The organism is Plesiomonas sp. PI-19 (assembly GCF_021368255.1).
GTDB lineage: Bacteria > Pseudomonadota > Gammaproteobacteria > Enterobacterales > CAMTGL01 > Plesiomonas > Plesiomonas shigelloides.
In genome coordinates, this window is the sequence record NZ_JAJNMQ010000001.1 from 3,270,185 (window position 1) to 3,292,377 (window position 22,193).

Consider the following 22,193-nt stretch of genomic DNA (forward strand, 5'->3'; position numbering starts at 1 on the left):
AGTTAAGCTAACAATTCAGTGAGCGGGATACGCGGTATCCGTCATAACGATAGGTGTTGCTTAACGATGGAATGAATCATAACGCCAATTTTCTGAATGCGGGATGAATGAAAAAGTCAGTTTCTGTTTTTATTGGTTTGGCGTAGTTAGATACCATTGGTTACAGGTGCGCTAACAAAAACAAGGCCATTTATCACACCAATAATTATTTAACTCATTAATTATTCGGCACTATTTTATTAAATGCTTGGCGGTAAATTTATTTTTTGTCTGCGTGGTTTGGTCGGTGGGTTATTAAAAGTAGGCTAACCCTAAAAATAGGGGTTAGGTTATTTTCGGATGTGTTATATCGGATATGTTCTGCGGCGATAAGAATAAAGTTGAATATCAAGGCGGCATTTGAGTTCTGCCAAAAGAAAATAAATCAGGGCGACTGGTGTCGCCCTGATTTATGCCGCTAATAGAGCCAAGTTCTGGCGATAAAAAGCAGTGATAACAACAGTTATAAAATAACCGCTATAAAATGACCGTTATAAAATAAAGGTCGATACTTGCTGGCTCAGATTGCTGGCGCGACCTTTCAGGGCTTGCGCCTGATCCAGATCGCGCATGGCCGCGGCGGTGATCTCGTCGGTTACATCTTTGATCGCGGTGGTGTTCTGGGTGATTTCCCCCGTCACTTGGGTTTGCTCCTCGGCGGCGGTGGCAATCTGACTGGCCATATCGGAAATCAGCGCTACGGCATGAGTGATCTCTTCCAACGCTCGCGCCGCGGCATCGGCATCCTCCACACTGTTACCGGCCAGCGCCTGACTGGTTTGCATCAGACTCACCGCGCGGGCGGTGGTTTGCTGCAGGGTATCGATGGTGGAGTGGATCTCCTGCGTGGAGTCTTGGGTACGGCGTGACAATACCCGTACTTCGTCAGCTACCACCGCAAAACCGCGCCCTTGCTCTCCGGCGCGCGCCGCTTCAATCGCCGCGTTCAGTGCCAGCAGGTTGGTTTGCTCGGCAATGCCCTGAATGGTGGACAAAATACCGGAAATCGCCTGCGCATGCTGACTCAGCGCGCCGATCACTTCGGTGGCTTCGCTGACTTCATCGGCCAGATTATTGATGGACTGACGGGTCTTATTCACCAGCACTTTGCCTTGCTCGCTGCTGGCGGTGGATTGCTGAGCGGCGGTAGCCGTTTGCTCGGCGCTGTTGGCAATCTCTTGGGTGGCGCTGGCCATTTCGGTCACGGCGGTGGCGACCATGGTGACGTCTTGCTGCTGGCGCTGTAATTCGCTGACCGCTTCTTGGTTGATGACCAAGCTACGCTCGGCATCGGCGTTCAATTCGGTGGCCAAGGCGCGGATATGGGTGATCAGTTGATGTTGACTGCCGACAAAGCGGTTGAAGCTGTCTGCCAGTTGGCCGACTTCATCTTGAGTGTTAACCACAATGCGTTGGGTCAGGTCGCCGTTACCGTCGGCAATGCGTGCCAGCGCGCGCGCCACGTTACCCAGTGGGCCGAGCAGCACGCCAATCAGGTACGAGATAGCCCCGATGCTGCCGACCAACACCAGCAGTGCCAGCCCCAGTTGGGTCAACAGCAGGTTTTGCAGCGGTGCTTCCAGCGTGTCTTTATCCAGCACCAACACCAGCTCCCAATCGGTATCGGGAATGTTGGTAGCCCACACCAGCTTGTCGCGCTGCTCTTGCTCGAAATACAGCGGCGTCAGGGTATGGCCGTTTTTGCTCTGTTCGATGGTTTGGTTGTTCAGATCGTTATCGATTTCCGAAGCGGAGCGCATCGCCTTGGCCGCATCTTTATACGCGATCACCGTACCGTCTTTGTGCATCAAAATGGCAAAACCGTCGGCGGGCAGCACCATCTTGCTGATATCTTCCACGATCGTGTTAATCGCCAGATCGCCGCCCACGACCCCACTGACAAGGCCAGTGTTAACCGGCTGGGCAATGGTCAAAATAGTGCCTTCTGCCGCTACGCCCAGATAGGGTTTGGTGGTGATCATCTTGCCCTGTTGGCTGGCTTCCTGATACCACGGACGCGAGCGCGGATCGTACTGACTGCGATCGATTGTCGGGTCGGCATCGTGCATCACGCCATCGGCTTGACCAAAATAGGTCAGCTGGAAGCGACCGGAGTTTTGAGCTTGTTGCAGTACCGTCAGGGGTTGGGCGGAGATTTTACCGGCCATGGCCTGAATTACATCACGTCGCGCTGACAGCCAATCGCGAATGCGCTCCGCTTGCTGAATGCCCAGACGCTCGGTTTGTTCTTGCGCATCTTGCAACAAAATGGCTTTTTGCGCCGAGTAGCTGCGCCAAGATAACAAGGCGATCACCAGCGTCAGTGCCAGAGTGACCGAAAGGAGAATTTTGTGTTTGAGTGATAGCGTCTTCATAGGCGTGCTTCCTGATTGCTCCTGCATACGGCGCGGACGGATTACTGATCATCTTGGCTAGCGGCGTCGCAGGCGAAATCTGAAAGCGCAATGTTCTATTTTGTGACCGAGTCGTGCTTATCATAGCCAGAATGTAAATTCTGTGAAATTAAGCGACATTTCGTGCGGTTAATTGGGCGCGTCGAGTGCAAGCTGCGGGATGCATCACACTGGCTTGGGTACGCGCCACGTTGAGGGGCGATGGGTTAGCGGATCTCACTGAACTCGGCCACCGTGCGGCAAAATTCTTGCAGCAGTGGCGTGGTCGGCGCGGCTGGGCAGACGAGTCCGATTGTCCAGCACGCCGCGGGCTCGGTCAGGGGCAATACCCGCACCGCCGGATGATCGACCAAGGTGGACGAGGGCAAAATAGTCCATGCAATCCCGGCGGCGGCGGTGGCAATTCCGGCCGCAAAATCATTCAAATAATGCAGGCGCTGAAAACGTAGCCCGCTTTGCGCCAAATAGTGCATCAAGTTGTCGTAAAAAGAAGGCGCGCGATCGCGGCGTAACATCGCTAGCGGGTAGGCGGCCAACTCATCTAAGGCGTGGACGGGCGGGTAGTCAGCCGGCAGTACGGCCACAAAGTTGGCTTGCACCACCGGCATAGCATACCATCCGCGTGGGGCGGGTAGACGACAAAACCCCAGATCGAGACGATTTTCGCTTAAGGCTAAGATTTGGTGATGGGTGGACAGATCGTGCAGTTCAATATTAACCAGTGGCCGCTCACGGCGAAAGCGCGCCACCGCCGCCGGTACCAGACGATTGGTCGCCACACCAAAGCCGACTCGCAGCAGGCCACGGTTGCCGGCCAGCACATCTTGGGCAGTCAGCGGTAATTGCTCACTGCGGCGCACGATGTCGCGCGCTTCATCCAGCAATGCCCGTCCAAGTGGGGTAAGCGTGGTAGCGCCGGCACTGCGGGCCAGTAATGCGCCGCCGAGCGCTTGCTCCAGCCGTTTAATCTGCTTGCTGAGCGCCGATTGGGTAATGTGCAGCCGTTCGGCTGCCTGACTGAAATGCAGGACATCGCTTAAGGTGACAAAGGCTCGCAGATCGCGCAGTTCCATAGCTTCCCCCATCATTCCTCTGTGGAATGAAAAAGCAGATTAAATGTCATTGGACGGAATTGTAGGTCTGGGCGATGCTTATTGCCAAGCACGATCTGTACTGTGACCGCACTGTGACAAGGAGCTTTTGAATGCATCACTCTCACCTGCAGCCGTTTGCCACCGATTTTCTGTGGGGCGCCGCCTCCGCCGCCTATCAAGTGGAAGGGGCGTGGAATGAAGATGGCAAAGGGCCATCGGTCTGGGATCTGTTCACCAAAATTCCCGGCACCACGTTTCAAGGCAGTAATGGCGATGTGGCGGTCGATCACTATCATCGCATGGAAGAAGATGTGGCGCTGATGGCCGAAATGGGCCTGAAAGCCTACCGTTTCTCGGTCAGCTGGCCACGCATTTTCCCGACCGGGCGCGGTGCGGTGAATGAAGCCGGTTTAGCATTTTATGAGCGCCTGATTGATGCGCTGCTGGCGCACGGCATTGAGCCGGTGCTGACCTTATATCACTGGGATCTGCCGCAAGCGCTGCAAGATGAATACGGTGGCTGGGAAGATCGGCGCATCATTGCCGATTTTGAGCACTATTGCGTAACGCTGTACCGCCGCTTTGCCAACAAGGTGAAATATTGGGTATCGCTCAATGAGCAGAATTTTAATCTGACTAATGCCTACTTGCTGGGAACCCATCCGCCAGCGGTGCAAGATAGGAAACGCTTCTTTGCCGCCAACCATATTGCGTTTTTAGCCAATGCCTCCGTGATCAAAGCGTTTCGCCAGCATGTGCCGAACGGTTTGATAGGCCCTAGCTTTGCCTATTCGCCGGCCTATCCGGCCTCGGCGGCGCCAGCAGATATTCTGGCTTATGAAAACGCTGAAGAGATGACTAACTACTGGTGGCTGGATGCGTATTGCTATGGCCGCTATCCACAGGCTTCGTTGGCGTGGCTGCGTGAGCGCGGTGAGGCGCCGCAGATTTTACCGGGTGATTTAGAGCTATTGGCCGAAGGTAAGCCGGATTATATCGGGGTCAATTACTACTATACCCTGACCTATACCGATAACCCGCTCGATGGGCAGACGCTGCAGCGCATCAATAACACTGGGCGCAAAGGTACCACGCCATCTAGCGGTGTGCCGGGGCTGTATCGCACCACGCCGAACCCACATCTGGAGACCAGTAACTGGGATTGGGCCATCGATCCGACCGGTCTGCGCATTGCGCTGCGCCGTTTGGCCTCGCGCTATCACTTGCCGATGATGATCACCGAAAACGGTCTGGGTGAGTTCGATAAGCTGGAAGCGGATGACAAGATCCACGATGACTACCGCATCGATTACTTGCGCAGTCACCTGCTGGCTTGTCAGCAAGCGATGCAAGATGGCGTGCAGCTACTTGGCTACTGCGCTTGGTCATTTACCGACATTTTGAGTTGGCTCAATGGATATCAAAAACGCTACGGCTTCGTGTATGTGGATCGGGATGAGCAGTCGCCACGCACCTTGCGCCGGATCCGTAAAGACAGCTTCTTCTGGTATCAGAAGGTGATCCAATCCGCGGGCGCAGCATTACATGACCGTGTTGAGTGACCCCTATTCACGCAGCGCAGTCGGCCCATGAGCATGATCTCTACCAATGAGTATGTGGCCTGATTCAACAGGCTATTTTTCCCCGCCACCCGGCGGGGCTTTTTTTAGCATATGGCTTTATCGGTGCACGGTAGTGACGTGTGATCTGTAAGAGATCCAAAGTCGAAGACGATCTTGCCAAAATGACGCCCTGAGTCGAGCAATTGATGCGCGGCCGCCGCCTCATGCAGAGGGAAGGTCTGATAAATTTGTGGTTTAACTTGTCCACTTTCGAGCAGTGGCCATACGTGTTGTTTTAATTGCGCAATCAGTGCCGCTTTTTCTTGTGGAGTACGAGAGCGCAGCGTTGAACCTGTATGGGTAAGCCTTTTTTGCAGTAACGGGAACAGATCGAGTTGGCGAGCGGCGCCCGCTACGATGCCGATTTGGATGATACGCCCATGCATGGCGGCAGCGGCATAGTTACGCGCAACATAATCACCTCCAATAATATCGAGAATGATGTCGGCCCCATGGCCATCAGTGGCATGGAGTACGGCCTCAACGAAGTCCTCTTCTTTATAAAGTATGGCGACATCGGCACCGAGCTTTAGGCTGGCATCTCTGTTTTCCGGTGAACCCACCGTGGTAATGATTTTGGCCGCACCAAAAGCTTTAGCGAGCATGGTCGCTGTAGTGCCAATGCCTGACGCACCACCATGAATCAAAATGGTATCACCGGGTTTAAATTGACCCCGTTCAAACATATTGGTCCATACGGTCATCAATGTTTCAGGTAATGCGGCGGCATCGACAAAGCTCATTCCAGCAGGAAGCGGCATCGTATTGCTTTCGTGGGCAACACTGTATTGTGCATATCCACCGCCTGGGATCAGCGCCGCGACCTTATCTCCGATATTGAGATGAGAGACGCGATCACCTTTGGCCACGATGATCCCAGATACCTCTAATCCTGGAATATCGGTGACGCCGGCCGGTGCCGGATACAACCCTTTGCGTTGCATAGCATCAGGACCATTGATCCCCGCAGCATAATGGCGAATCAACACTTCATCACTTTTGGGCTGTGGTGTCGGGCGAGTGGTTAATTGCAAGACATCAGGTCCGCCCGGCTGGGTAATTTCTACGGCGTACATCGTGGCGGGAAGAGTAAAAGATTGTGGATGCGATTGTGGGTACATAGTGGGCTCCGATAGTAATTCGACCGCGGTAACGGGATCTCGTTGGTAGACGACGATAGTAGAAACTACCGATGAATAAACGCAGTATTAGCCCTAACCGATAATGCAAAAATGCATCTTGACGAGGAGATGTAATGAATTGGGATGATGCCAAGATTTTTTTGGCGCTATATCGTGAAAGGAGTTTGCGCGCTGCGGCGCGTGTCGTGGGGGTTGATCAAGCGACGATAGGTCGGCGTATTGCGGCGATGGAGCATGGATTGGCGGCCACATTGTTTTTGCGCACCTCGCAAGGCTATGTGTTGACCCCTGTGGGAGAGACGGTATTAGCCAGTGCCGAGCAGATGGAGTTGGCGGCTATGGATTTTGTCCGAGCCGCTCAAGGGGTGGATAACCGATTGGTGGGGGAGGTGAATGTTGCGACCACCGATACGCTCGGTATCGATTTTTTACTGCCTGCACTGCGTGAGTTACATCGGCATCATCCAGATATCAGGGTGATCCTCAATACTTCGACACAGGTGGCCAATCTGACCTTGCGTGAGGCTGATATTGCAATCCGCTCGGTGAAACCAACCAATCCCGATCTGATCATTCGTAAACTGGCCTCTTGGCCGATAGGTTTGTATGCCTCGGCCGAGTATTTAGCCCGTCAAGGAATGCCTGAGCAAGGCAATGGTTTTGCTGGCCATTCGCTGGTGGTTTACGAGCCACATTGGCAGAACTCTCGCGCACTAACGATGCTTGATGAACCGGCGGATGGGGCGAAAATTGCCGCTGGCGTTAACACCAGCTTAATGCTGCGTCACGCGCTGATGACGGGATTGGGGCTAGGTGAAATTGCGGTACCGCTGGCTGAGCAAGTCGGTTTGGTGCGTGTTTGGCCAGAAAGACAGTTACAAAAGCCTTATGAGGTGTGGTTAGTGATGCATCGTGATGTGCAGCATGCCGCGCGGGTTCGGGCGGTCATTAAGGCCATTGAAGTATCATTTGCGGCTATGTTCTAAACGCCGTCATGGTTTGTATTTAATGAGGCGCTTAGTGCAGTTAAAAGGTGACTCTACATGGCATCACTACATGATAGTAATAATGATGAGAGTCGCCTTATTAACGTTCTTAGTGTGTGTGCCATCAACAAGAAGTCAGGGCGTCAAATTATCCCGTGAGCCACGAGGCTTATTTTTTGGCCGCGACGGTATTCAGTTTGGCTTGATGCACTTTTTTATGCGTGGCGGTTTTGTGGTGTTTTACCACCGCGCTGTGATGCGTCGTATGGGCTGGCGCTTTTTCTGGCATTTTCTCTGAGCCAGTGGCGGCAAAGCTCATGGCGGAAGACAGACCAAATACGGCGGCAACGGCGGTTAAGTAAATCTTTTTCATCTTTGAAGCCTTATGCGAAATATTATTGTTAAATAAAACTGCTCTTCTTACGTCTTCTTGCTTTTACGTCTTCTTGCGAGGTTGCGAACACGGCGATCGCTCGGTGTTGGCAACGGCGAGAATGTATGCGCTCGGTTGCTTAGCTGCACGCGAATATTGATGTCGGACTGTAACCCTGCATGTCGATATTTGACTGATAACGACTCGCATTTTCGGATTTATGCAGGATGAATAGCCTAATTAGCTCACGCTTTTTACCAAGTGCTTTATTTATCAAGCTGGGGCTATGCAGTGCTGCTGCATTAAAGGTGTTTCCGGCGTAGCGGCAAAATTTACAACTCAATAGCCGGCAGAATGAGGCCAGAAAAATTAATGTTCTCGGGTGGGAATGTTTTAAAAAACGGGCGGTCAAAATGCGATTTTGGCTTAGATTTTAGTGTCGATTTTTGCTCACGTTTATTGCGTTTTATCGGCGCACTATTTGGGGGGATTATGAATGGGGGCAATTATGAATAGGTTGTCTTACGGGAAATAAAAAAGCGCCCTTACTGGCGCTTTTTTTGGGTATATCAAAACAGCTTGGCTTATTCGATATTCTGAATTTGCTCACGCATCTGCTCAATCAGCACTTTCAGCTCGACGCTGCAACCGGTGATTTCAGCATTGATGGATTTTGAGCCCAAGGTATTTGCTTCGCGGTTGAACTCTTGCATCATGAAGTCCAGACGACGGCCCACGGCTTCGTTCTTTTTCAAAATCGCGCGGGTTTCTTTCACGTGCGCTTCGAGGCGGTCGAGCTCTTCGGCCACATCCAGACGCTGGGCCAGCAGTACCAGCTCTTGCTCCAGACGGTTGTTGTCGGCCTGCACTTGCGCATCTTCCATCTTGCTTTGCAGACGCTCACGCTGCCACTGCAGCACATCCGGCATATGACTACGCACAATTGCCACTTGGGCGCTGACGCCATCCAGACGCTGCTCAATCAGTGCTTTGAGTGCGCTACCTTCACGTTCACGGGCGGCCACGAACTCATCCATTGCTTGTTCAAAGCCGGCCATCAGGGCGGCCGAAATCGCATCCAAATCTTGTTCGGCGGCGGCCATAACACCCGGCCAGCGCAGCACTTCCAGAGGATTGATGGTGCCTTCACCACTGGTTTGCTGTACCCACTTTGCGGCGGCCATCAGCTGACGCGCCAGCTCTTCATTAATGGTCAGGGTGCTTTGCGCGGCTGGGTTGGCATCAAAGCGCAACGCGCACTCTACTTTCCCGCGGGTCAAACGCTGACGGATACGCTCACGCAGTACCGGCTCCAGAGAACGAAACTGCTCCGGCAGGCGCAGGTAAGTTTCCAGATAGCGCTGGTTTACGGAACGGATCTCCCAGGCGGCGGTGCCCCAGTCGCCTTTAACTTCGTTGCGAGCGAAGGCTGTCATACTACGGATCATGCGCGTGTATCTCGTCATCAAAATGAATGTCAGGCGATTATAACCCAGTGGCTCTAAGGCGTCAGTGCCAATCTCCGCGCGGGATTAGGCATCGGCGCCACAAATCCGTATAATGCGCGGTCAAACGATTTCCCCTGATACCTGATTCCCGATTAAGGAGGACGCGATGCGCCCGGCAAACCGACTGGCTTCGCAGGTTCGACCGATTACCCTGACCCGCAATTTCACCAAACATGCCGAAGGTTCGGTGCTGGTGGAGTTCGGTGAAACGAAAGTGCTGTGCACCGCGACCGTGGAAGAAGGCGTCCCTCGTTTCCTCAAAGGCAAAGGACAGGGCTGGGTTACTGCTGAGTACGGCATGCTGCCACGCTCGACTCACACCCGTAACCAGCGCGAAGCGGCCAAAGGCAAGCAAAGCGGCCGTACCATGGAAATTCAGCGTCTGATTGCGCGTGCGTTGCGTGCGGCGGTAGACCTGACCGCGCTCGGTGAATACACCATCACTCTGGATTGCGATGTGATCCAAGCCGACGGTGGTACCCGTACCGCCTCGATTTCCGGTGCTTGTGTGGCCCTGGCCGATGCGCTGAACGCGCTGGTGGCTAAAGGCGCACTGAAAGCCAATCCAATGAAAGGGATGGTGGCTGCGGTGTCAGTGGGCATCGTGGATGGCGAAGCACTGTGCGATCTGGAGTACGTGGAAGACTCCGCCGCCGAAACGGATATGAATGTGGTGATGATGGAAGATGGCCGCATGATTGAAGTACAAGGCACCGCCGAGGGCGAGCCATTCTCCCATGAGGAGTTGCTCAGCTTGCTGGCGCTGGCCAAGGCTGGCATTGCTGACATTATCGCCGCGCAGAAAGCGGCGCTCAGCGAATAATAAGAAAAGCGGCTTGATAGCCGCTTTTTTTTCGCCTGTTGCTATGTCTGATAAATAACGGCCTGATAAATCGAGCTCTGGTATATCGGGGCTATGGCCGATGTGCCGCGTTAGAGCTAGCAAACAGCGCGACAGCTGTTTTTGAAATGAACTATTGCTTTTGTAATGAATTATTCAGGCGCAGCGCCGACAGGCGGCTGTGGCCGAGCATCACATCAACATCGTAACCGGTAACAAGGAAAGAGCATGAAAGCCTATCAGCGTGAGTTTATTGAATTTGCCCTGCGCAAGCAGGTACTGCGTTTTGGTGAGTTTACCCTCAAGTCCGGTCGCAAGAGCCCGTACTTCTTCAACGCTGGGCTGTTTAACACCGGTCGTGATTTAGCGCAGCTGGGGCGCTTTTATGCGGCAGCGTTGAATGAATCAGGCGTCGAGTTTGATTTGCTGTTTGGCCCGGCGTACAAGGGCATTCCGATTGCCACCACCACCGCCGTGGCGCTGGCCGATCACTACGATCGCGATGTGCCGTATTGCTTTAACCGCAAAGAGGCCAAAACCCACGGTGAAGGCGGCAATCTGGTCGGTAGTGCGCTGCAAGGCCGCGTCATGCTGGTGGATGATGTGATCACCGCCGGTACCGCGATCCGTGAATCGATGGAAATCATTGCCGCTAATCAGGCGTCGCTGGCTGGGGTGATGATCGCGTTGAACCGTATGGAGCGCGGCCAAGGCGAGTTGTCAGCGATTCAGGAAGTAGAGCGTGATTATGGCTGTCAGGTGATTGCCATCATTACCCTAAACGATCTGATTAGCTACCTCGAAGAGCAAGTGGCCAGCCAGCCAGAGTTAGCCCCCCATCTGGATGCGGTGCGGGCTTATCGCGCAGAATATGGTGTGTAACTCACGTATGTATACCCAAACAACGTGAAGTTGCAGGTAGGCGGCAAGTGAGTGAATCCCCATGAGCATAGGCAAACTATGTGATTGGGGTGAACGAACGTAGCCAACACCGCTGCAGCTTCAAGTAGGAAGGGTATAAAATAAAAAAGGCAGCCGATGGGCTGCTTTTTTTATTACGGCTGGCGTGAAGGCGGGGACGCCATGGTTTAGGCGAAGCCTTCGCGCAGTACCGTTGATGCTAGTGCCTTATTTTGATGCATTAGTCAGAGGTATTCGCCACGGTTGATGGCGGTTGCAGAGCGGGGCGCGCCAACATAAAAATCGCCAAGGTCAGCAGATAAGCCGCGGTGAAGGTGGGCAGCCCTAATGGGGTGAACAGGCGATTGAGCGCCGCTTGCACCAGTACCGTCACTAAGGTGGCGAAGATGGCTAACCATAAGCGCACTGGCGAACGCAGATAAAAGACGCGGCCAATGGCCAGCGCACTTAGTACCGGCGAAAAGCCGTACAGGCCGGTCAAAATCGAATAGGTATCGGCACCAAACAGGCGTGCCACGGTGGTGGCCAAAATCGCTCCGCCCAGCGTCGTCAGCGCCATCGCCCGTGAGCGCCACGCCAAGCCAATTAAAATCAGCACGCCACTGACAGTATTGTTGAGCAAAAAGACTTGGGCAATGTTACGGATACTGGCCTGAAACAGCATCAACAGAGTGACATGGCTTTCATCGGGATGCTGCACCGCGGCGGATAACACATGCAGATGCACCCCCGAGAGGTTATAACCGGCCAGCAACAGCATCCAGCTAATCAGCACAAACGGCAAGGTAGAGCCGGGCACGCCCCAGCTGCGGGTGACCGATTGTTTAATTGCACATTCGGCTATCGGGCAAAGCATCGCGCCGGAGATCAGCAGCACCCACATGAGTGGTGACGGGATGAAAAAGGTGGTCACCGTGATCCCAACCAAGATACCGTTAAAGCCGTGCAACCCTTGCGCGATGTCGTTATCGTCCAAGTGCAAACGGGTAGCCATCAAGGTAGATACCGTGAGGCCAACGATCGCGCCAAGGAGAGTATAAGGGGTGCCGTTTTGCAGCGCCGCAAAGGCAATGGCGAGTAAGAAAAAGGCGCCAGTGATGGCATTGCCGGCAAAAAAGACCTGTCCAGCACCGCGCAGTAGGGTACGAAGAAACTGATTGAACATGATGCTCACATGTTGGGTGTTGACCAAAAAAAGGCGCAAAGACCAGCTTTGCGCCACCATAACTGTCGATCACGGTGATGTTACGGCTCTTGCTCGTCGCCTTGAGTGAGCCGTTGTCCGAGTAAGGTGCCAATGCCGGCGGCAGCTAATCCGGCCAGCAAACTGGCCGCGATATAGCACAGGGCCGTGCGAAAAGTGGCCGAATTTTGCACCAAGGTCACCGCGGCATAGACAAAGCTGGAGAAGGTGGACATCCCGCCCATGATGCCAGTGCCGACTAGCAGGTGCACATGTTCGTGGATCCGCAGGCGCTGACGACTGCCGGTGGACAAACCGAGTAAGAATGAGGCCAGCACATTGGCAAGGAAAATCGCCAATGGGAAATCACCGGCGTGGGTCGGAAACCCCAGCATAAAAAATTCGCGGCACATGGCACCGAACGCGCCACCGACAAAAATCAGGATCACCAGATTAATCATGGTTGCGTTTCCCTCTTATGGCATCGCCAGCCAAGCACCCAGCGCGGCGGCAGCCATACCCAGTGCGGTGGAGGCCGTTAAATAGGTCAATGCCAGCAGCGTTTTGTTATTTTGAATCAGGTGTGAGGCTTCCAGCTGCATACTGCTGAAAGTGGTGTAACCGCCCAAAAAACCGGTAATGATGGCCGCATTCACTGGCGTACCAATACGCGAAACCCAATCAACGCCAAATAACACGCTGAGAAACCCAATCACAAAGGCACCAAAAATATTGATGGTGAAAGTGGCTAGCGGAAAGATCCCCTGGTAGCGGCGTTTAATTTGCACGCTAAACACGTAGCGCAATAACGCGCCGAGGCCGCCGCCTAAGCCGACCCACATCATGTCGAATGCAGTCACGAAATGCTCCTCGAAGTGATGGCATACAGGCGAGAAACAGCATGTACAGACCGCTGACACAGATGCCCAAGAATAATCTGAGTATTATTTGGTGTGGCGGCGGCGATAGCGACGTGAAACCTGTATCCGTTTATTAAAATTAGTAATCAAATACAACGCGCGGCAAACCTCGTGCGCAAAATTGAGAGCCTAAGCATGGATGTGGGGGAAAATAGCTCGTCAGTCGAGGATAAGACACCAACAACAGTGGCAGAGAGGCGGGTGCGGTAGATAGGTAGCCTGGAAGGCGTGTACGTATCTCGCAGGGAGACGTGACCGGCGGGAGGCCGCCGGTGCAGAGGTTCGCGCAGGCGCGTAGCGTGGACTTAGCCGAGCTCCGCGGTCAGTAGTTGCCAGCGAATGTCGAAATCTTGCGTGGGCAGATAGCGAAACTCCGAGCGAACAAAGCGTGACATCAGACCTTCACAAAACGCCAGTAACTGGCTAGCCAGCAGACCTTCGTCTTGAGCAAAGCCTTTGCCCTCGCGCAGTTTACGCTCGCGCATCACCTGACGCAGCTGGGTTTCAATGCGCTCAAACAGTTGATTGATCCGGTTTTGCAGCCGGTCTTGTTCAAACATGAGGGCATGACCGGTCAAAATACGGGTCAGCCCCGGGTTTTTCTCGGCAAAGCCTAGCAGCAGCTGAACGATTAAGCGCAGGCGCAGCAGGGTGTCTTTTTCATCTGTCAGGATCAGGTTGATCCGCGACATCAGGCTCTCTTCAATAAACTCGATCAGCCCCTCAAACATCCGGGCTTTACTCGGAAAATGCCGGTAAAGCGCCGCTTCCGAAACCCCGACCGTCGCCGCAAGGCGCGCGGTGGTGATCCGTTGTGACCCTTCACTGGACTCCAGCATTTGGGCCAGCGCCTGAAGGATCTCTTCTCGACGGTTTTTCTTATTATTTCCTGCCATTAATCGCGGTTCCCTTAAGACCAAAAGCCATCTGATGGGCCTCAGATGGCTGAAAATCAAAGCACCAGGGTAAGGCCGGGTACGGTGGTGTCAGTGTTACTGACGACCGGTATGGCCAAAGCCACCCGCACCACGTTCACTCTCGGCAAAATCGGTGACCAGATTGAATTCGGCCTGCACCACCGGCACGAACACCAGCTGTGCCAGACGTTCACCCGGTTCAATCACAAAGGTCTGCTGGCCACGGTTCCACACCGATACCATCAGCTGCCCTTGATAATCGGAGTCAATCAGACCGACCAGATTGCCGAGCACCACACCATGCTTATGGCCAAGGCCAGAGCGCGGCAGGATCACGGCGGCTAATGACGGGTCACCGATGTGAATCGCCAGACCGGTGGGCACCAGCACGGTGTTGCCAGGCTCCAGCGTAATGGCATCATCCAGACAGGCACGCAGGTCCAGACCCGCAGAGCCTTCAGTGGCGTAAGACGGCAGCGGAAATTGGTTACCGATGCGAGAGTCGAGAATTTTCAGGTCTATTTTTTTCATGAGAGCGTATTATTTGCTGTATGCCGGTAGAGCCGGACGATGTTGTCCATCAGTTGCTGGCCGAGAGCGGCCTTGCTGTCCAGCGCCAGTGAGTGTTGCCCGTCTTTCCAGAATAGATGCAGGGCGTTCTGATCGGCGTTAAAGCCTTGTCCCGGTAGGGATACGTCATTGGCACAGATCAGATCCAGATTCTTGCGGGCGAGCTTGTCGCGCGCATATTGTTCCACATTCTGGGTTTCAGCCGCAAACCCCACCACAAAGGGGCGCTGGGTGGTCATTGCACCAACGCCGGCCACAATGTCAGGATTTTTGACCAGCGTCAGGCTGATTTCGTCACCGGCTTTTTTGATCTTTTCCGGCGCGACGCAGGCGGCACGATAATCGGCCACGGCAGCGCAGGCAATAAAAATCTGGTGATGTGTGACTTCGGTCATCACCGCGCTTTGCATTTGCAACGCGCTTTCCACATCAATGCGCTTAACCCCGGCTGGGGTTGGCAAATTGACCGGTCCGCTGACCAACGTGACCGTCGCGCCACGTGCGGCGGCGGCGGCGGCAATCGCATACCCCATCTTGCCAGAGCTGTGATTGCTGATAAAACGCACCGGGTCGAGCGCTTCGCGAGTTGGGCCGGCGGTGATCAGCACCGCGATGCCGGCTAAATCTTGCTGCTGGGCAAAATGCTGGCTCACACGTTGGCACAGCTCGGCCGGCTCTAACATGCGGCCTGGGCCGACATCACCACAGGCTTGCGCCCCTTCGGCTGGCCCCCAAATCAGCGCACCACGAGCGGCCAGTTTGGCGATATTTTCTTGGGTGACCTGCGCTTGATACATCTGCTGATTCATGGCCGGTGCAATCGCCAGTGGCGAGCTGGTGGCCAGACACAAGGTCGTTAGCAGGTCATTTCCCATACCCGCCGCCATGCGCGCCATCAGATCGGCGGTGGCCGGTGCCAGCAACACTAGATCGGCCCATTTGGCCAGCTGGATATGCCCCATGGAGGACTCGGCAGCCGGATCTAGCAGGTCGTCAGCCACAGGATGTCCGCTGACGGCTTGTAAGGTCAGTGGGGTAATAAAAGCTTTGGCGGCGGCGGTCATCACCACCCGCACTTCTGCGCCTTGCTCACGCAGACGGCGTACCAGCTCCACACATTTGTACGCCGCAATCCCGCCGCTGATCCCGAGCAGGACTCGTTTATTGGTTAATGCACTCATGGCCGATTTCCGCCTCTGGCAAATTGGCTACATCACGTTGACTCAATGCGGCACACTTTACCACATCCGTCGGTGTTTGCGCTTCGCCCACCGGGCTTGCGCCGTGAAGCCGCGTACGTGGGCGGCTCTCTGGGCGCAAGTTGCGGTCAGTCTCGCAGCTTTTTGCCGCGCCGATCGCACACGCAGTCGAGATCTTCTACAACCTATCAGCGACCGATTACGGCCAGTATTAACCGTATATCGTCAAGACGCGTATTTTCACCGATGCAGGGAATGCCACAGATGACGCATGTTCCATTAAAAGCATTGCCGATGGCCGAGCGACCACGGGAGAAATTATTACAACAGGGCGTCGGTGCGCTGAGCGATGCCGAGCTCTTGGCTATTTTCCTGCGCACCGGTATTCAAGGTTGTAACGCGGTCGAACTGGCGCGGCGTCTGCTACGCGATTTTGGTTCGCTGCGCGCTTTACTGGCGGCAGACCAGCTGACGTTTTGTCGCCAGCACGGCTTAGGTGAAGCCAAATATGTGCAGCTGCAGGCTAGCATCGAAATGTCACGCCGCTATTTGGCCGAGAAGTTGCAGCGCGACAGTGCCTTGAGTAGCCCGCAAGACACTCAGCAGTATCTGCAAAGTTGCTTAAGCAGCCGTGAGCGCGAAATTTTTTTGGTCCTGTTTTTGGATAATCAGCATCGGGTGATCAAAAAAGAGGAGTTATTTGCCGGAACATTTAATAGCGCCACCGTGCATCCCCGTGAAATAATCAAAGCGGCACTGGCATGTAATGCGGCGGCACTGATTTTGGCGCATAACCATCCCTCTGGCGTTGCTGAGCCCAGTCGAGCTGATCGGCAAATTACGCGTCAGATTCAAGATGCCTGTGCATTGGTGGAGATCCGGGTGCTCGATCATGTGGTGGTTGGCACCGGTGAAACCGTTTCGTTTGCGGAGCGGGGGTGGATTTAGCGTAAATTAATAATAAAAAGAGCATGGAAAATTGCATGATTGATAATCAGCATCAGCCACATCCATATGATAAATCTCATATTCGTCTGTCATATATCACGCACTTTTACTGCAACCAAACCAATATTGACTCGGTTACCGAGCTACTGCGCCATTATGAGCAGTATGATCCGGCCTTGCTGGATGTGATTGAATTTGTGATTGTGGATGATGGTTCACCGGTTGAATACGAGATCCCGCAGCTGAATCTGAACATCACTTGGCTGCGTATCAATGAAGATATCCAGTGGAATCAGGCCGGTGCCCGCAATCTGGGGGTCACCTATGCGAAGTCCGATCGGATTGTACTGTCTGATTTAGACCATATTTTCCCACCTGAAACACTGCATTATATGGCGTACCGTCGTCATCCGGGGCGCAGCTTTTTTAAAGTATACCGAACCGATGAGCAGGGTCAGCGGCAGACCGGCCACTCTAATTTATTTTACATGTCACGCGCACGCTTCATGCGTTTTTTTGGCTATGACGAAGATTTTGCCGGTCACTATGGGGCGGAAGATTACCGCTTCGTGAAGTTTCAAAAGCACCACGGCTCGCGGCAACGTTATTTGCCGGCGCGGTATCGCTGTTTTGAGCGGCAAAAATTAAACCGCAAGACCTCCTACCACAGTTTGAACCGCAGTTTGGTCTACAATACGCCGGTGGATGCGCGTAAAAAGCAGGAAATTGAGCAACACGGACGGGAATTTGGCCACAGTCGACTGTTTTTAAATTTTACTTGGCACGTGAAAGCGGTATTCTTACGCCCAGCCCCAGTAAAGCCATCCCACAAATTGTGGAAGCATCTTTGGTGGTTTAGATACTTGTCGGGGTATCTTGCCCGTTAACGGCAGATCCTTTCTTGATCCTGAGGGTGACTGCCTCTTGAGCAATGGCAAGATATCTTGTACAATCCCCGACCTTTGAGAATCACGGGTAAGGCACGTTGCCTGACGAGGTAGCCTTAACCTAACGACGCTCGAGCTGATTTGATTTTTGGAGAATTGACATGTCCCGAGTATGCCAAGTAACTGGCAAGCGTCCGGCAGTCGGTAATAACCGCTCTCACGCGATGAATGCGACTCGTCGTCGCTTCCTGCCGAACCTGCACACTCATCGCTTTTGGGTAGAAAGCGAGAAACGTTTCGTATCCCTGCGTGTTTCCACCAAGGGTATGCGTATCATCGACAAAAAGGGTATTGAAGCTGTTCTTGCTGAACTGCGTGCCCGCGGTGAGAAAGTGTAAGGAGCTGACTCATGGCTAAAGGTATTCGTGAAAAGATCAAGTTGGTGTCTTCTGCCAACACTGGTCACTATTACACCACTACTAAAAACAAGCGCACTATGCCTGAAAAACTGGAACTGAAAAAGTTCGATCCAGTTGTTCGTCAGCACGTAGTGTACAAAGAAGCAAAAATTAAATAATTTTTCTTCTCTGACTTGTCAAAAACCCAGCTTCGGCTGGGTTTTTTTATGTCTGCGATTTGGCCTACGGGGAACATTTGCGTGTGGCGTGCGCTTTATGATGGGTTTGCTAAGATAGGGCGCATGTTGTTTGCACCTATGTTATCCATACCTTGGATGATAAGTGGTCGCGTGAAAAAGGATCGTTGTGATGCCAGAGTTGCCGGAAGTCGAAACTAGCCGCCGCGGCATTTTGCCGCATGTTTTACAGCAAACCATTGTACAGGTGGTGGTGCGGCAGCCGAAATTACGCTGGCCGGTGGCTCCTGAGATCATGGAGTTGTCTGGCCTGTGCGTGACGGCAGTGGAGCGGCGAGCCAAATATCTGCTGTTGCAAATCAGTCAGCCAGCCACCTTGCAGGCGGTCGGATGGATCATTATCCACTTGGGCATGTCGGGCAGTTTACGTGTGGTGCCGGCCGGTACGCCGCCGGCGTTGCATGATCATGTGGATGTACAACTGAGCAATGGGCGGGTATTGCGGTATAACGATCCGCGCCGTTTTGGGTGCTGGTTGTGGAGTGAGACGCCGCTTTCACATGCATTATTGGCTAAATTGGGGCCAGAGCCGCTGAGTCCGGAATTTAATGCCGAGTATTTGTATCAACGTAGCCGTAAACGGCGTACTGCACTGAAGGCGTGGTTGATGGACAATCTGGTGGTGGTTGGTGTGGGTAATATCTACGCCAATGAGGCCCTGTTTCAATGCCGTTTGCATCCCATGTTACCGGCGCATTCGCTGACGTTGGCGCAATGTGAACAGTTGGTGGGCGTTATCAAATCCGTGCTGACGCACTCGATTGAACAAGGTGGCACGACGCTGCGTGATTTTACTCAGCCCGATGGTCGCCCCGGTTATTTTGCGCAAACCTTACAAGTGTATGGCCGCGCGGGTGAACCCTGCCGCGTGTGTGGTACCCCAATTGAAAGCATGCGGATCGGCCAGCGCAACAGTTTTTATTGTCCACATTGTCAGCCGAAACCGGTGCAAGCGCCTGTAACGAAAGCGCCGGTCACTAAAGCATCGACAGCAAAATGATCTACAGAGAACGTCTTTACGGATAAGTGACCGCGTAGCTCGTGTGAGCGAGTTTATCGGTCATGTTAACGTCAGGTGGCGCTCAGACATAGCGGGCACGCGGCGGAGCCAGTCATGCTCCGCCGTTGTGAGGTCGTCGTGGATTTAACGTGCAGGTGTTCGAGTATCGAGACGGCTTAGCGGTAAGTTTGTTTATGGCGCAGAACATCAAGGACGGCCGCCGGTACAAATTCGCTGACATCGCCGCCGTGTAAGGCGATTTCACGCACCAGAGTGGAAGAGATAAACGACCACTGTTCGCTTGGTGTGAGAAAAACGGTTTCCAACTCGGGCATCAAACGGCGGTTCATATTGGCCAATTGATGCTCGTAATCAAAGTCGGTGACGCCGCGCACGCCACGCAGTAGCACCGTTGCGTGCTGCGCTTTGGCCAAATCGACCAGCAAGCCTTTAAAGCCGATAACCGTCACATTGGGGAGTGCGGCTACAGACTGGCGCAGGAGTTCAACCCGCTCATCCAGCGTAAATAACGGTTGCTTGCTCGGGCTGGCCGCTACGGCCACGGTGACATGACCAAACAAGCGGCTGGCGCGTTGAATTAAATCCAGATGGCCATTGGTGACCGGATCAAAAGTGCCGGGATAGATAACGTTCACACTCATCATTTATTTCTCGCTACCAGACAAAGCGGTATCCAATAGAGTTAATAGTCGCGACAGCGCACCTTGATTTTGCTGCATGAAGGTGAGTGCTTGCTTACCTTGGCGGGCAGCCAGTTCAGGCTGTTGCAAACGCTCGGTGACGGCTTGCTGTAAGCTACGCGCATCACTGACGCGTGTTAAGCCGCCGGCTTCTTCCAATTGCTGACAAATTTGCGCAAAGTTGAAGGTATGCGGCCCCATTAAGACCGGTAAGCCATAGGCGGCGGGTTCGAGCGGGTTATGTCCGCCGCGTTCAATCAGGCTTCCGCCGACAAAGGCCAGATCAGCCACGCCATACAGCACCATCATTTCGCCCATGGTATCACCTACCACTACTTGCGTTGTCGCCATGACCGGCGCTTGGCTGCTGCGCGTGACACTTGAAAGTTGGTACTTACTTACTAATTCATGCACGGCAGTAAAGCGCTCGGGATGACGGGGGACTAAAATGAGCAGCAGATCTGGAAATGCAGCAAGCAGTGCTTGATGGGCTTGCAAGATCGCGCTTTCTTCGCCGTCATGGGTGCTGGCGGCAATCCATACGGGGCGCTGCGCCGCCCATTGTGCTCGTAGCGTGGAGGCGGCGTTTTGTTGCTCCGCAGTGACGCTGATATCAAACTTGATGCTGCCGGTTACGGTTAGTTGCGCTGCGGGCAGACCGAGCGCGATAAAGCGCTCACCATCGGCAGGTGTTTGTGCGGCGACATGGGCAATTCTGGGTAATAATTGCGCCATAAAGCGCCGGATTTTTCCGTAACCTCGGGCCGAACGTGCAGACAGCCGTGCATTGGCAATCACTAACGGGATCCCGCGTCGGTGGGCATGCCAAATCATATTTGGCCACAGCTCGGTTTCCATCACGACGACTAATTTAGGTTGTAGATGACGATAAAAACGGTGCATGGCATCCGGTAAATCATACGGCAGGTACAGGTGCTGCACGCTGTCACCGAATGCTGCGCGGGCGCGCTCTGAGCCGGTCGGCGTCATGGTGGTGACTGTGATCGGTAATTGTGGGTAACGCTGCTGCAGCACTCGAACTAAAGGGACTGCGGCCAGTGTTTCGCCGACCGATACCGAATGCAAAATAATGCCGTGTTGTGATACCGGAGTTCGGTACAGGGCATAGCGCTCGGTCCAGCGGCGGCGGTACGCCGGTGCTCGGCGACCACGCCACCACAGACGCAATCCAATCAGCGGCTGGAGCACATAGAGCAGCAAGGAATAGCAAAATCGGAGCATGGAGTACCTGTTGTTGGTGACCGGGGTAAAAATATCAGGGTGATCAATTATAAGGTACAATAAGCCACTGGGAAGGCGTGATTTATGCCTCAACCTCCGGTGCCTGCGTATCATGGGTACGAGTGGGTGTGCGTAACGTACGTGAGATAACATAACGATACGCCAGTATAGATAAGTAATAAAAGACAGGAACACCATGAAATTCAGCGGATTGGTCATCACCTTTAACGAAGAAAAAAATATTCAGGCCTGCTTGGCCTCGTTGCAGCAGGTGTGTGATGACATCGTGGTGGTGGACTCCGGCAGTCAGGACCGCACCTGTGAATTAGCGCGGGCCGCCGGTGCGACCGTGGTGACCAGCGTGCCGTTTCTCGGTGATGGACCACAGCGTAGCCATGGCTTGCCGTTTTGTCAGCATGATTGGGTGATAAATCTGGATGCCGATGAACGTTTAGATGGTGATCTCGTGGCCTATCTGCAGAGCACCGATGTGTCTGCGCTGGGTGTAGATGCGATAGAAAACCGCCGTAAGAACTATATTGGGCAACGGACAACGCCATATGCGGGTCAATATCCTGATTATATTTGCCGTATTTTTAACCGCACCCGTACTGATTTTTCCCCGGTATTTACTCACACGCGCATTATGGCGCGTAACACGCGCAAGATTGATCAGCACGTAATCCATTATTCGTATGCCGATTATCAGGATATGTTTGCCCGTTGTGTCAAATACGGTCACTGGCAAGGACGTACGCTGGCGGAGCGTGGTAAGCGGGTACAAGGCTGGCAGCCGGTGGTACACGGGGGGTGGACGTTCATCCGTTTATACGTGATTAAGCGCGGTTTCTTAGCGGGGTTAGATGGTTTTTCTATCGCCAAAGCCAAAGCGGTGAGTTCATACCTCAAATATGCCGTAGCGTGGGAATTACAGCAAACCGAGCAACAGACGAACAGATAAGATAGCGGCAGTCTTTTTGTCCATCTTCATGGCGTATTCATAGTGTAAAAAAACGGGGAGCATAGACGGA

General features: G+C 53.7%; 23 protein-coding genes. 10 read left to right on the top strand and 13 right to left on the bottom strand.

The features are described 5' to 3' along the window. Window positions 1-530: 530 nt before the first annotated feature. Complete coding sequence (locus LQ901_RS14505) at window positions 531-2,414, bottom strand: methyl-accepting chemotaxis protein (RefSeq protein WP_064978304.1); 1,884 nt, start codon at window positions 2,412-2,414, stop codon at window positions 531-533. A gap of 245 nt (window positions 2,415-2,659) precedes the next feature. Further along, window positions 2,660-3,538 carry a LysR family transcriptional regulator gene (locus LQ901_RS14510; protein ID WP_197665217.1) on the bottom strand — a complete coding sequence of 293 codons (879 nt, stop codon included), beginning with the start codon at window positions 3,536-3,538 and terminating at the stop codon, window positions 2,660-2,662. A gap of 119 nt (window positions 3,539-3,657) precedes the next feature. Between LQ901_RS14510 and LQ901_RS14515 the strand changes: the two genes are divergently transcribed. Beyond that, window positions 3,658-5,109: a glycoside hydrolase family 1 protein gene (locus LQ901_RS14515; protein ID WP_064978303.1), complete on the top strand. Its 1,452-nt coding sequence runs from the start codon at window positions 3,658-3,660 to the stop codon at window positions 5,107-5,109. A gap of 104 nt (window positions 5,110-5,213) precedes the next feature. Here LQ901_RS14515 and LQ901_RS14520 read toward each other — a convergent pair whose 3' ends face one another. Then, window positions 5,214-6,290: an NAD(P)H-quinone oxidoreductase gene (locus tag LQ901_RS14520; RefSeq protein ID WP_082935571.1), complete on the bottom strand. Its 1,077-nt coding sequence runs from the start codon at window positions 6,288-6,290 to the stop codon at window positions 5,214-5,216. A gap of 134 nt (window positions 6,291-6,424) precedes the next feature. On the opposite strand from LQ901_RS14520, the gene LQ901_RS14525 reads away from it, so the two are divergent. Beyond that, window positions 6,425-7,297 carry a LysR family transcriptional regulator gene (locus LQ901_RS14525; protein WP_039046092.1) on the top strand — a complete coding sequence of 291 codons (873 nt, stop codon included), beginning with the start codon at window positions 6,425-6,427 and terminating at the stop codon, window positions 7,295-7,297. Window positions 7,298-7,466: 169 nt separating this feature from the next. Here the strand turns inward: LQ901_RS14525 and LQ901_RS14530 are convergent, their stop codons facing one another. Both LQ901_RS14530 and LQ901_RS14535 read right to left on the bottom strand, forming a co-directional pair. Next, window positions 7,467-7,670: a hypothetical protein gene (locus tag LQ901_RS14530; protein ID WP_152135676.1), complete on the bottom strand. Its 204-nt coding sequence runs from the start codon at window positions 7,668-7,670 to the stop codon at window positions 7,467-7,469. A gap of 584 nt (window positions 7,671-8,254) precedes the next feature. Then, window positions 8,255-9,118 (bottom strand): YicC/YloC family endoribonuclease, encoded by an 864-nt coding sequence (locus tag LQ901_RS14535; protein ID WP_010864928.1) that lies wholly within the window; start codon window positions 9,116-9,118, stop codon window positions 8,255-8,257. Window positions 9,119-9,284: 166 nt separating this feature from the next. On the opposite strand from LQ901_RS14535, the gene rph reads away from it, so the two are divergent. Together rph and pyrE are read left to right on the top strand one after the other, a co-directional pair. Continuing rightward, on the top strand, window positions 9,285-10,001 hold the full coding sequence (rph, locus tag LQ901_RS14540; protein ID WP_039046090.1) for a ribonuclease PH: 717 nt from the start codon (window positions 9,285-9,287) through the stop codon (window positions 9,999-10,001). 246 nt (window positions 10,002-10,247) lie between these two features. Beyond that, a complete protein-coding gene (gene pyrE / locus LQ901_RS14545; protein ID WP_047708917.1) occupies window positions 10,248-10,901 on the top strand; it encodes an orotate phosphoribosyltransferase in 654 nt (217 codons plus the stop codon). 259 nt (window positions 10,902-11,160) lie between these two features. Here pyrE and LQ901_RS14550 read toward each other — a convergent pair whose 3' ends face one another. The 6 genes from LQ901_RS14550 to coaBC form a co-directional block, all read right to left on the bottom strand. After that, window positions 11,161-12,105, bottom strand: a complete 945-nt coding sequence (locus LQ901_RS14550; protein ID WP_178088315.1) for an urea transporter — start codon at window positions 12,103-12,105, stop codon at window positions 11,161-11,163. An 80-nt stretch (window positions 12,106-12,185) separates the two neighbouring features. Beyond that, on the bottom strand, window positions 12,186-12,584 hold the full coding sequence (locus LQ901_RS14555) for a CrcB family protein (RefSeq protein WP_152135674.1): 399 nt from the start codon (window positions 12,582-12,584) through the stop codon (window positions 12,186-12,188). A 15-nt stretch (window positions 12,585-12,599) separates the two neighbouring features. Next, a complete protein-coding gene (gene crcB / locus LQ901_RS14560) occupies window positions 12,600-12,983 on the bottom strand; it encodes a fluoride efflux transporter CrcB (RefSeq protein WP_152135673.1) in 384 nt (127 codons plus the stop codon). A 365-nt stretch (window positions 12,984-13,348) separates the two neighbouring features. After that, complete coding sequence (slmA, locus tag LQ901_RS14565; protein WP_010864922.1) at window positions 13,349-13,939, bottom strand: nucleoid occlusion factor SlmA; 591 nt, start codon at window positions 13,937-13,939, stop codon at window positions 13,349-13,351. A 96-nt stretch (window positions 13,940-14,035) separates the two neighbouring features. After that, on the bottom strand, window positions 14,036-14,491 hold the full coding sequence (dut, locus tag LQ901_RS14570) for a dUTP diphosphatase (RefSeq protein ID WP_152135672.1): 456 nt from the start codon (window positions 14,489-14,491) through the stop codon (window positions 14,036-14,038). Then, on the bottom strand, window positions 14,488-15,711 hold the full coding sequence (coaBC, locus tag LQ901_RS14575) for a bifunctional phosphopantothenoylcysteine decarboxylase/phosphopantothenate--cysteine ligase CoaBC (protein ID WP_152135671.1): 1,224 nt from the start codon (window positions 15,709-15,711) through the stop codon (window positions 14,488-14,490). The genes dut and coaBC overlap by 4 nt, the downstream gene beginning before the upstream one ends. 282 nt (window positions 15,712-15,993) lie before the next feature. On the opposite strand from coaBC, the gene radC reads away from it, so the two are divergent. From radC to mutM, 5 genes are all read left to right on the top strand, one after another. Beyond that, window positions 15,994-16,677 carry a DNA repair protein RadC gene (radC, locus tag LQ901_RS14580; protein ID WP_010864919.1) on the top strand — a complete coding sequence of 228 codons (684 nt, stop codon included), beginning with the start codon at window positions 15,994-15,996 and terminating at the stop codon, window positions 16,675-16,677. 35 nt (window positions 16,678-16,712) lie between these two features. Continuing rightward, window positions 16,713-17,564, top strand: a complete 852-nt coding sequence (locus LQ901_RS14585) for a glycosyltransferase family A protein (protein WP_152135670.1) — start codon at window positions 16,713-16,715, stop codon at window positions 17,562-17,564. A gap of 161 nt (window positions 17,565-17,725) precedes the next feature. Continuing rightward, window positions 17,726-17,962 carry a 50S ribosomal protein L28 gene (gene rpmB, locus LQ901_RS14590; protein ID WP_010864917.1) on the top strand — a complete coding sequence of 79 codons (237 nt, stop codon included), beginning with the start codon at window positions 17,726-17,728 and terminating at the stop codon, window positions 17,960-17,962. Window positions 17,963-17,973: 11 nt separating this feature from the next. After that, window positions 17,974-18,141: a 50S ribosomal protein L33 gene (gene rpmG, locus LQ901_RS14595; RefSeq protein WP_010864916.1), complete on the top strand. Its 168-nt coding sequence runs from the start codon at window positions 17,974-17,976 to the stop codon at window positions 18,139-18,141. A gap of 190 nt (window positions 18,142-18,331) precedes the next feature. Beyond that, the gene (gene mutM / locus LQ901_RS14600) at window positions 18,332-19,219 is read left to right on the top strand and encodes a bifunctional DNA-formamidopyrimidine glycosylase/DNA-(apurinic or apyrimidinic site) lyase (RefSeq protein WP_233672360.1); all 888 of its coding nucleotides are present in this window, start codon (window positions 18,332-18,334) and stop codon (window positions 19,217-19,219) included. Between the two features lie 176 nt (window positions 19,220-19,395). Here the strand turns inward: mutM and coaD are convergent, their stop codons facing one another. Both coaD and waaA read right to left on the bottom strand, forming a co-directional pair. Further along, window positions 19,396-19,881, bottom strand: a complete 486-nt coding sequence (gene coaD, locus LQ901_RS14605; protein ID WP_010864914.1) for a pantetheine-phosphate adenylyltransferase — start codon at window positions 19,879-19,881, stop codon at window positions 19,396-19,398. A 3-nt stretch (window positions 19,882-19,884) separates the two neighbouring features. After that, window positions 19,885-21,162 (bottom strand): lipid IV(A) 3-deoxy-D-manno-octulosonic acid transferase, encoded by a 1,278-nt coding sequence (gene waaA / locus LQ901_RS14610; RefSeq protein ID WP_233672361.1) that lies wholly within the window; start codon window positions 21,160-21,162, stop codon window positions 19,885-19,887. A gap of 196 nt (window positions 21,163-21,358) precedes the next feature. Between waaA and LQ901_RS14615 the strand changes: the two genes are divergently transcribed. After that, window positions 21,359-22,123 (top strand): glycosyltransferase family 2 protein, encoded by a 765-nt coding sequence (locus LQ901_RS14615; RefSeq protein ID WP_233672362.1) that lies wholly within the window; start codon window positions 21,359-21,361, stop codon window positions 22,121-22,123. Window positions 22,124-22,193 lie beyond the last annotated feature (70 nt).

Excerpts from the sequence above, each read along its gene's own strand:
- LQ901_RS14510 (WP_197665217.1), bottom strand. The coding sequence starts at position 3,538 with ATGGGGGAAGCTATGGAACTGCGCGATCTGCGAGCCTTTGTCACCTTA.
- LQ901_RS14535 (WP_010864928.1), bottom strand. The coding sequence starts at position 9,118 with ATGATCCGTAGTATGACAGCCTTCGCTCGCAACGAAGTTAAAGGCGAC.
- LQ901_RS14555 (WP_152135674.1), bottom strand. The coding sequence starts at position 12,584 with ATGATTAATCTGGTGATCCTGATTTTTGTCGGTGGCGCGTTCGGTGCC.
- slmA (WP_010864922.1), bottom strand. The coding sequence starts at position 13,939 with ATGGCAGGAAATAATAAGAAAAACCGTCGAGAAGAGATCCTTCAGGCG.
- LQ901_RS14550 (WP_178088315.1), bottom strand. The coding sequence starts at position 12,105 with ATGTTCAATCAGTTTCTTCGTACCCTACTGCGCGGTGCTGGACAGGTC.
- LQ901_RS14505 (WP_064978304.1), bottom strand. The coding sequence starts at position 2,414 with ATGAAGACGCTATCACTCAAACACAAAATTCTCCTTTCGGTCACTCTG.
- LQ901_RS14585 (WP_152135670.1), top strand. The coding sequence starts at position 16,713 with ATGATTGATAATCAGCATCAGCCACATCCATATGATAAATCTCATATT.
- LQ901_RS14615 (WP_233672362.1), top strand. The coding sequence starts at position 21,359 with ATGAAATTCAGCGGATTGGTCATCACCTTTAACGAAGAAAAAAATATT.
- rph (WP_039046090.1), top strand. The coding sequence starts at position 9,285 with ATGCGCCCGGCAAACCGACTGGCTTCGCAGGTTCGACCGATTACCCTG.
- pyrE (WP_047708917.1), top strand. The coding sequence starts at position 10,248 with ATGAAAGCCTATCAGCGTGAGTTTATTGAATTTGCCCTGCGCAAGCAG.
- LQ901_RS14515 (WP_064978303.1), top strand. The coding sequence starts at position 3,658 with ATGCATCACTCTCACCTGCAGCCGTTTGCCACCGATTTTCTGTGGGGC.
- coaD (WP_010864914.1), bottom strand. The coding sequence starts at position 19,881 with ATGAGTGTGAACGTTATCTATCCCGGCACTTTTGATCCGGTCACCAAT.
- dut (WP_152135672.1), bottom strand. The coding sequence starts at position 14,491 with ATGAAAAAAATAGACCTGAAAATTCTCGACTCTCGCATCGGTAACCAA.
- radC (WP_010864919.1), top strand. The coding sequence starts at position 15,994 with ATGACGCATGTTCCATTAAAAGCATTGCCGATGGCCGAGCGACCACGG.
- LQ901_RS14520 (WP_082935571.1), bottom strand. The coding sequence starts at position 6,290 with ATGTACCCACAATCGCATCCACAATCTTTTACTCTTCCCGCCACGATG.
- waaA (WP_233672361.1), bottom strand. The coding sequence starts at position 21,162 with ATGCTCCGATTTTGCTATTCCTTGCTGCTCTATGTGCTCCAGCCGCTG.
- coaBC (WP_152135671.1), bottom strand. The coding sequence starts at position 15,711 with ATGAGTGCATTAACCAATAAACGAGTCCTGCTCGGGATCAGCGGCGGG.
- LQ901_RS14525 (WP_039046092.1), top strand. The coding sequence starts at position 6,425 with ATGAATTGGGATGATGCCAAGATTTTTTTGGCGCTATATCGTGAAAGG.
- mutM (WP_233672360.1), top strand. The coding sequence starts at position 18,332 with ATGCCAGAGTTGCCGGAAGTCGAAACTAGCCGCCGCGGCATTTTGCCG.
- LQ901_RS14530 (WP_152135676.1), bottom strand. The coding sequence starts at position 7,670 with ATGAAAAAGATTTACTTAACCGCCGTTGCCGCCGTATTTGGTCTGTCT.
- rpmB (WP_010864917.1), top strand. The coding sequence starts at position 17,726 with ATGTCCCGAGTATGCCAAGTAACTGGCAAGCGTCCGGCAGTCGGTAAT.
- rpmG (WP_010864916.1), top strand. The coding sequence starts at position 17,974 with ATGGCTAAAGGTATTCGTGAAAAGATCAAGTTGGTGTCTTCTGCCAAC.